This is a genomic window from Mycobacterium sp. (genome assembly GCF_035314905.1).
Taxonomy (GTDB): Bacteria; Actinomycetota; Actinomycetes; order Mycobacteriales; family Mycobacteriaceae; genus Mycobacterium.
This window is the reverse complement of record NZ_DATFYW010000195.1, coordinates 1-7,602: the sequence shown is the minus strand read 5'-3', so window position 1 is coordinate 7,602 and position 7,602 is coordinate 1. Positions and strand designations below refer to the sequence as shown.

At 70.4% G+C, this 7,602-nt stretch carries 8 protein-coding genes and 2 pseudogenes; 5 read left to right on the top strand and 5 right to left on the bottom strand.

Annotation, left to right across the window (positions count from 1 at the left end; genetic code table 11):
• A pseudogene (locus tag VKG81_RS17130) lies at positions 1-210 on the bottom strand (hypothetical protein); the annotation flags it as partial.
• A 321-nt stretch (positions 211-531) separates the two neighbouring features.
• On the opposite strand from VKG81_RS17130, the gene carD reads away from it, so the two are divergent.
• The 5 genes from carD to rlmB are packed head-to-tail and all read left to right on the top strand — an operon-like array spanning position 532 to position 4,533.
• Positions 532-1,020: an RNA polymerase-binding transcription factor CarD gene (gene carD / locus VKG81_RS17125; protein WP_020100886.1), complete on the top strand. Its 489-nt coding sequence runs from the start codon at positions 532-534 to the stop codon at positions 1,018-1,020.
• A gap of 3 nt (positions 1,021-1,023) precedes the next feature.
• Positions 1,024-1,692, top strand: a complete 669-nt coding sequence (gene ispD / locus VKG81_RS17120) for a 2-C-methyl-D-erythritol 4-phosphate cytidylyltransferase (protein ID WP_324397748.1) — start codon at positions 1,024-1,026, stop codon at positions 1,690-1,692.
• Positions 1,689-2,165 (top strand): 2-C-methyl-D-erythritol 2,4-cyclodiphosphate synthase, encoded by a 477-nt coding sequence (ispF, locus tag VKG81_RS17115; protein WP_324397747.1) that lies wholly within the window; start codon positions 1,689-1,691, stop codon positions 2,163-2,165. The genes ispD and ispF overlap by 4 nt, the downstream gene beginning before the upstream one ends.
• Before the next feature lie 19 nt (positions 2,166-2,184).
• Entirely contained in the window at positions 2,185-3,594 is a 1,410-nt protein-coding gene (cysS, locus tag VKG81_RS17110) for a cysteine--tRNA ligase (protein ID WP_324397746.1), read from the top strand.
• Entirely contained in the window at positions 3,595-4,533 is a 939-nt protein-coding gene (gene rlmB / locus VKG81_RS17105; protein WP_324397745.1) for a 23S rRNA (guanosine(2251)-2'-O)-methyltransferase RlmB, read from the top strand.
• 10 nt (positions 4,534-4,543) lie between these two features.
• Here rlmB and VKG81_RS17100 read toward each other — a convergent pair whose 3' ends face one another.
• From VKG81_RS17100 to VKG81_RS17085, 4 genes and pseudogenes are all read right to left on the bottom strand, one after another.
• Positions 4,544-5,023: a universal stress protein gene (locus VKG81_RS17100; RefSeq protein ID WP_324397744.1), complete on the bottom strand. Its 480-nt coding sequence runs from the start codon at positions 5,021-5,023 to the stop codon at positions 4,544-4,546.
• Positions 5,020-6,291 carry an SLC13 family permease gene (locus VKG81_RS17095; protein WP_324397743.1) on the bottom strand — a complete coding sequence of 424 codons (1,272 nt, stop codon included), beginning with the start codon at positions 6,289-6,291 and terminating at the stop codon, positions 5,020-5,022. The genes VKG81_RS17100 and VKG81_RS17095 overlap by 4 nt, the downstream gene beginning before the upstream one ends.
• A gap of 43 nt (positions 6,292-6,334) precedes the next feature.
• Positions 6,335-7,255, bottom strand: a complete 921-nt coding sequence (locus VKG81_RS17090; RefSeq protein WP_324397742.1) for an MBL fold metallo-hydrolase — start codon at positions 7,253-7,255, stop codon at positions 6,335-6,337.
• A gap of 9 nt (positions 7,256-7,264) precedes the next feature.
• Positions 7,265-7,602, bottom strand: a pseudogene (locus VKG81_RS17085) (MCE family protein); the annotation flags it as partial.

Sequence of the window (7,602 nt, the reverse complement as noted above, 5' to 3'; positions counted from 1 at the left end):
CTGCACCGCGTCGCCGGTCTGGTCCGCCTGGATCCTGACGTCACGCAGTGCGATCTGGCCGATGTTCGTGCTGCTGCCGTCGACCGCGGACTCCTGAGACGCGGTCTGGGATATCTGCCCGGAGCTGCAGCCGGTCAGGGTTGCGGCGGCAAAGATGCTCAGGACGGCCAGTCCGCTGGCGGCCGCGGCGCGTGTCTTGAAGCGGTTCACGAGATTCTCTCCTGCTGGACTGGCGATCGGCCGGGCGGTGGGCCGCCAGTATCCGACTATGCACAGTAGTGGGTCCGGGCCCCGGGAGCGAAGCGGCCTCGGGCGATTGGGCCGCGCAGGAGATCCGCACGACCGGCCCGCGAGACTCCGGCGAGGCCGCCGAGCGGCTACCTGCGGCGGCGCCGGATCGTGTGGCCGAAGCACGATTTCGTCACCGTGTCAACCCCCATTCTTCACCCGCGGTGCCCCTGACCTGCACCGTTGATCAACGCGTGTCAGCCGGCCGTGCTAGCATGGGATGGCGAAAGGGGCTCGAATCAGATGATTTTTAAGGTCGGAGACACCGTTGTCTATCCACACCACGGTGCTGCGTTGATCGAAGCGATCGAAACCCGGACCATCAAAGGCGAGCAGAAAGAATACCTCGTCTTGAAGGTTGCCCAGGGTGACCTGACAGTTCGAGTACCCGCAGAAAACGCCGAGTATGTCGGTGTGCGCGACGTGGTCGGCCAGGAGGGTCTGGACAAGGTCTTCCAGGTGCTGCGCGCGCCGCACACCGAGGAGCCGACCAACTGGTCGCGCCGGTACAAGGCCAACCTGGAGAAACTTGCCTCCGGCGACGTGAACAAGGTCGCCGAGGTGGTTCGCGACCTGTGGCGCCGCGACCAGGAGCGGGGGCTGTCGGCCGGCGAGAAGCGGATGCTGGCCAAGGCCCGGCAGATCCTGGTCGGCGAGCTGGCGCTGGCCGAGAACACCGACGACGCCAAGGCGGCGACCATCCTCGACGAGGTTTTGGCCGCCGCGTCCTGACCGGTGACGCGCACGGTCGCGGTCGTCCCGGCCGCGGGGTCCGGCGAGCGGCTGGGCGCCGGTAAGCCGAAAGCGTTCGTTGACATCGGCGGACGCACGATGCTGCAACGGACGGTGGCCGGCCTCCTCGATTCCGGAGTTGTCGATCGTGTCGTTGTGGCCGTCACGGCGACCAAGATCGGCGACGCGAAGCTGCTGGTGGGCGACCTCTCCACCATCGTGGCCGGCGGTGTGAACCGCGCCGAGTCCGTTCGGCTGGCGCTCGACGCGGTCGACGACGCGGACTGGCTGCTCGTCCACGACGCGGCGCGCGCACTCACCCCCGCGAGCGTGATAGTGCGCGTGGTCGACGCGCTCCGCGCCGGTCTACCCGCCGTGATCCCGGTGCTGCCCGTGTCCGACACGATCAAGGCGGTGGACGCCGGCGGCGTCGTGATCGGCACGCCCGAGCGCGCCGGCCTGCGGGCCGTGCAAACGCCGCAGGGATTCCAGGCGCCGCTGCTGCGGGAGGCCTACGCACGGGCCGGCGATCTGCCCGTCACCGACGACGCCTCGACGGTCGAGCACATCGGTGCTGCGGTCCACGTCGTGGCCGGGGATCCGCTGGCGTTCAAGATCACCACCGCTCTTGACCTGCTGCTGGCCGAAGCGGTGCTGCGGAGCAACGCATGACGGGTCTGCGGGTGGGGCTGGGCACCGACGTGCACCCGATCGAGCCCGGCAGACCCTGCTGGCTCGTCGGGCTGTTGTTCGACGACGCCGACGGCTGCGCCGGTCATTCCGACGGCGACGTCGCCGCGCATGCCCTCTGCGACGCGGTCCTGTCCGCGGCCGGCCTCGGCGATGTCGGTGCGGTGTTCGGCGTCGGCGATCCGCGCTGGGAAAACGTGAGCGGTCGCGACATGCTGGCGCACGTGCGCGGCCTGCTGGCCGGACAGGGCTACACCGTCGTGAACGCGGCGGTGCAGGTGGTCGGCAACCGCCCCAGGGTGGGGCCGCGGCGGGCGGAGGCCCAGAACGTGCTCTCGGAGGCGCTCGGCGCCCCGGTCTCGGTTTCGGCCACCACCACCGACGGACTCGGGCTTACCGGTCGCGGCGAGGGATTGGCCGCCATCGCGACGGCATTGGTGGGCAGCCTCGAATAGGCCGGTAAGCTGGCACGTCGTGACCGATCGCGCCCAGCTGCGGCTCTACGACACCTACGCCGGTGCCGTGCGCGATTTCGTCCCGTTGCGGCCCGGCCGGGTGTCGATCTACTTGTGCGGCGCCACTGTGCAGGGCCTGCCGCACATCGGGCATGTCCGCAGTGGCGTGGCGTTCGACGTTTTGCGCCGGTGGCTGCTGGCGCGCGGCTTCGACGTCGCGTTCATCCGCAACGTGACCGACATCGACGACAAGATCCTCAACAGGGCGGCCGACGCGGGCAGGCCGTGGTGGGAATGGGCTGCCACCCACGAGCGCGCGTTCTCGGCCGCCTACGACGCGCTCGGTGTGCTGCCGCCGTCGGCCGAACCACGCGCCACCGGCCACATCACCCAGATCGTCGAGCTGATCCAGCGGCTGATCGACACCGGTCACGCCTACACCGGTGCCGGCGACGTCTACTTCGACGTGCTGAGCTTCGCCGAGTACGGCAATTTGTCCGGCCACAAGATCGACGACGTTCACCAGGGCGAGGGTGTCGGCGCGGGCAAACGCGACCAGCGCGATTTCACGCTGTGGAAGGGCGCCAAGCCCGGCGAGCCGTCATGGCCGACGCCGTGGGGGCGGGGGCGGCCGGGCTGGCATTCCGAATGCGTCGCGATGGCACACGAGTACCTCGGCTCGGAATTCGACATTCATGCCGGCGGAATGGATTTGGTTTTCCCCCATCACGAGAACGAGATTGCGCAGGCCCGCGCCGCCGGCGACCCGTTCGCGCGCTACTGGCTGCACAACGGCTGGGTCACGATGGGCGGCGAGAAGATGAGCAAGTCGCTGGGCAACGTGTTGTCGATCCCGGCGGTGCTGCAACGGGTACGCCCCGCCGAGCTGCGCTACTACCTCGGCAGCGCCCACTACCGGTCGATGCTGGAGTTCTCGGAGACCGCGCTGCAGGACGCGGTCAAGGCCTACATCGGCATCGAGGAGTTTCTGCACCGTGTCCGCAACAGGGTCGGCGCGGTGGTCCCCGGCATCTGGACACCGCGGTTCGGGGCCGCGCTCGACGACGACCTCGCCGTGCCGATCGCGCTGGCCGAGGTGCACGCCGCACGCGCGGAGGGCAACCGGGCCCTGGAATCGGGCGACCACGAGACCGCGCTGGCTCGGGCGAGCGAAATCCGCGCGATGATGGGCATTTTGGGTTGCGACCCCCTCGACGAGCACTGGGATTCGCGGGAGCGGACATCGGCGGCGTTGGCGGCCGTCGACGTGCTCGTGCACGCCGAGTTGGAGCGCCGCCAGGAGGCGCGCGAGCACCGCGACTGGGCGCAGGCCGACACGATCCGGGACCGGTTGAAAAAGGCCGGCATCGAGGTCACCGACACCGCGGACGGCCCACAGTGGTCACTGCTGGACGGGGAAAGCAAATAGATGGCCGGAAACTCCCGGCGCCGGGGTGCGGTGCGCAAGCCCGGCACCAAGAAGGGCCCGACGGTCGGCTCGGGTGGTGTCCGCAGGCGGGGGCTTCAGGGCCGTGGGGCGACCCCGCCGGCGCACCTGCGTCCAAACCATCCGGCGGCCAAACGTGCTGCGGCCAAACAACAATCGCGCCGCCCAGCCAGGAGGGCCGACGACGCCGAAGTCGTCTTGGGCCGCAATCCGGTGCTCGAATGTCTGCGTGCCGGCGTGCCGGCCACTGCTCTGTACGTCGCGCTCGGTGCGGAGGCGGACGAGCGGCTGACCGAATCAGTAACCCGCGCAGCCGATTCGGGCATTCCGATCCTGGAGGTGCCCAGAGCTGACCTTGACCGCATCAGCGCCAACGGGCTGCATCAGGGCATCGCGCTGCAGGTACCGCCGTACGAATACGCCCATCCCGACGACCTGCTCGCCGCGGCGCGTGAACACACCGAACCGGTCCTGATCGTGGCGCTGGACAATATCTCCGACCCGCGTAACCTCGGTGCGATCGTCCGCTCGGTCGCCGCGTTCGGCGGCCACGGTGTGCTGATCCCACAGCGGCGCAGCGCGTCGGTGTCGGCGGTCGCGTGGCGCACGAGCGCAGGCGCGGCGGCCAGGTTGCCCGTCGCCCGCGCCACGAATCTCAACCGGACACTGAGAGATTGGGCCGGCAGAGGACTGCGGGTGATCGGCCTGGACGCCGGCGGCGAGACGACGCTCGACGAACTGGACGGCACCGACGATCTGGTGATCGTCGTCGGGTCCGAGGGCAAGGGCCTGTCTCGGCTTGTCCGCGAAAACGCCGATGCGATCGTATCGATTCCGATGGCGGGACCCGCCGAATCGCTCAACGCGTCGGTCGCGGCCGGTGTGGTGCTGGCCGAGGTCTCCCGCCAACGGCGAAGCTGACCGGGGCACGCTACGGATGCGGCGGCAGCGTGTCGACCGCGGGCGGCGGGCCGGGCCAGACCAGCAGCAGCCGGCACGGGGCGTGGTCGACGATGAACCTGCTGGCGTGCCCGAGGCTCCGCGGCCCGAGGTGGCTCATGTCGCCGTCGCGTGCCAGGACCAGCAGCTCGGCGCCGTCGGCGGCCGCGACGACCTCACGCTCCGTGCGTCCTGTCCGTTCGACCCGGGTGCATCGGCGCCCCAGTCGGGCTGCGGCCTCGTCGAGCAACTGCTCCGCCGCGGCGCAGGCGAGGCTTTCGACCTGACGGCCCGGATCGCGGTGCGAGTGGCGGCGTCCGAGCAGTCCCGCGTAGGCGCCGCGGGCGGCGTCGGCGACGTCGGGATCGGTCACGTGCAGCAGCACGATGTCGGCGTCGGCGGGGGCGTACCGGCGGACGGCGTCGACACAGGCAGGCCACGTGCCTTCGACGATCCAGGCGACCACCGTCATAAGGCAATGCCTCCCAGCACGTGCAGCGATACCCACAATGCCACCACGGCGGCCGCCAGTGCGGCAGGCGCGGTGAGTAGGCCGAGGAGGGTGAAGTCGGCAAGGCGGGCCCCGTGGTTGTGCTGGCGGAGGATCCGCCGCCACAGCAGCGTGGCCAGCGAGCCCGCATAGCTCAGGTTCGGGCCGATGTTGACCCCGATCAGCACCGCCAACACGGCCGGCGGCCCGGCCGTGGCGGTGAGCGGCAGCAGGACCAGCACCGCTGGAAGGTTGTTGATCACGTTGGCGAGCACCGCCGCGACGGCCGCGATCGCCAGCAAGCCGGTCAGGCTCGTGCTGTGCGGCACCCATTCGCGCAGCGCGGAGTCGAGGCCGTTGTCGATCACCGCGCGCACCACGACGGCCAGCGCCAGCACGAACGCCAGGAAGGGCAGATCGGCCGCCGCGACGATTCCGGCGACGGTCCCCCGCCCCCGCGGGCGGGACAGCCGCGTCCGCGACAATGCGTGCAGCGCCAGCACCAGCGCGCCGGCGGCGGCCGCCCAGGCCGGGTTGACGCCGGCCGCCGAGGTGATGACGAACCCGGCCAGTGTGGCGGCCACCGTCGCGATCGCGAACCATGGCGGCGCCGCGGGCTCCGCAGCGGGCGCGGTCGTTGCGGCCGACAGGTCGGCGGCGAAGTAACGCCGGAAAACGATGTACTCGACGGCGATCGCCGCGACCCAGGGCAGCGCCATCAACCCCGCGAACCGCACGAAACTCAACCCGACTGCGCGCAGCGCCAACAGGTTCGTCAGGTTCGACACCGGCAGCAGCAACGACGCGGTGTTGGAGAGGTGGGTGCAGGCATAGACATGCGGGCGTGCCCGGGCCCCGAGGCGCGCGGCGGTGACGAACACCACCGGTGTCAACAGCACGACCGTCGCGTCCAGGCTGAACACCGCGGTCACCACCGAGGCCACCGCGAACACCGCGAGCAGCAACCGGTCGGGCCGACCGGACGCGACCCGGGCCATCCACACGCCGCACCAGTCGAACAGGCCCTCGTGGGCGCACAACTGGGCGAGCACCAGCACCGCCGCCAAAAAGCCCACCACCGGCGCCAGTTCGGACAACTCGTTGCCCGCGTCGGTGACCGAGATCGCCCCGAACAGCACCGCGACAACAGCGGCCGGCACGGCGATCACCGCCTCCGGCCAGCCGAACGGCCGGATCACCGCCCACGCCAGCACCGCTATCAACAGGACGACGGAGCACGCCTCCGCCACCGCCTCGCTCAGGCGACCAGCCCTTCCGGCCCGGTTGTGCCCCTCACCGCCAGGGGTTTTCGGGTTGCCAGGCGGACGGCATGTGCAGCGCGACGTCATCCTCGGCCGCCAGCCGGCTCAGCACCCGCACCGTCGTGTCGAGGTCGTCGGCGGCGTACGGCAGCGCCCGCAGCGGCTCGGTCAGGGGCCGGAAGAAGTCATCCCAGTGGATCAGGATCACGCGCCGGGCGCCGACGGCGCGCACGGTTTCGGTCCAGTAGTCGGCCATGTACTGCTCGGGCAGCAGCCCGAGCTGACCCACACCGAGATACACCGCGTCGGCGCGCTGCCCCGACAGCGCACCGGCAACGAAGCCTGCGCTGCCCTGTATCAGCAGGCGCCGGTCCGTCGGCCGGTGGTGCACCAGCGTCGACCAGGCTTCGCCGCACTTGTACTCCGTCACCTTCGCCGGCGGGGCCAGCGGTTCGGTGATCACGCCGGGATACCGGTCGGGCGGGCTGTGTTTGGACTCGATCAGCGTCACCTCGTAGGCGCCCAGGGTGATCGCCTCGCCGGATGTCGCGACGACGATCTGGTCCTCGGGCAGCTCGTGTCCCCGGCCGATGTTCGCGGCCGACTCGCCGCCGATCAGCTTCGCGCCCGTTCGCGCGGCCACCACGGCGGAGTCCAGCGCATGGTCGTAGTGCGTGTGGACGGGCATCACGGCGTCCAGCCGGCTGATGCGTGCGCGCTCGAGGCAGCCGATGACTCGCTCCAGCGACGGCGCCAGCCTGCTCAGCCCGACGGTCAGCAGGTTCGGGCGGGAGAAGAAGCCGTCGGTCATCAGCGCCGAGCCGCCGTCGTCGATGAGCAACGTCGCGACGCCCAGCCAGGTGACGGTCAACGGATCGCCGGCTTCGGCGGCGGGCACATCGAACCGGTCGGCGAAGTCCGTGATGACGGGACGGCCCAGCCTGATGCGCATGCCGCAACACTACGGCGGTTGCTGGCCTGCCGGTGCGAGCATTTCCTTCCATCCGGCGTCGCCGGTGTTGGTCGAATTCGTGACGGTGTACTTCGAGCCGTCGGGCGCTATCACCTCGCCGCTCTGTGGGCTGTAAATGGCCGCAGGGCCCGAAGCCGGAGTGTAGCTGCACGGGTTGGGTTGTTGCCCGCTGCACTGGACCGTGTCCGACCCCGGCCTGCTGAGCGGGTCACTGGTGGGCGCCGGGGGCGCCGGCAGCTGATCGGCCGGCAGCGGGTTCATCCCGTTGTTGATGCTCGGCGCCGGGATCACCCTGCCCGGGTCAACGGGCTGGTCACAGCGCGCCC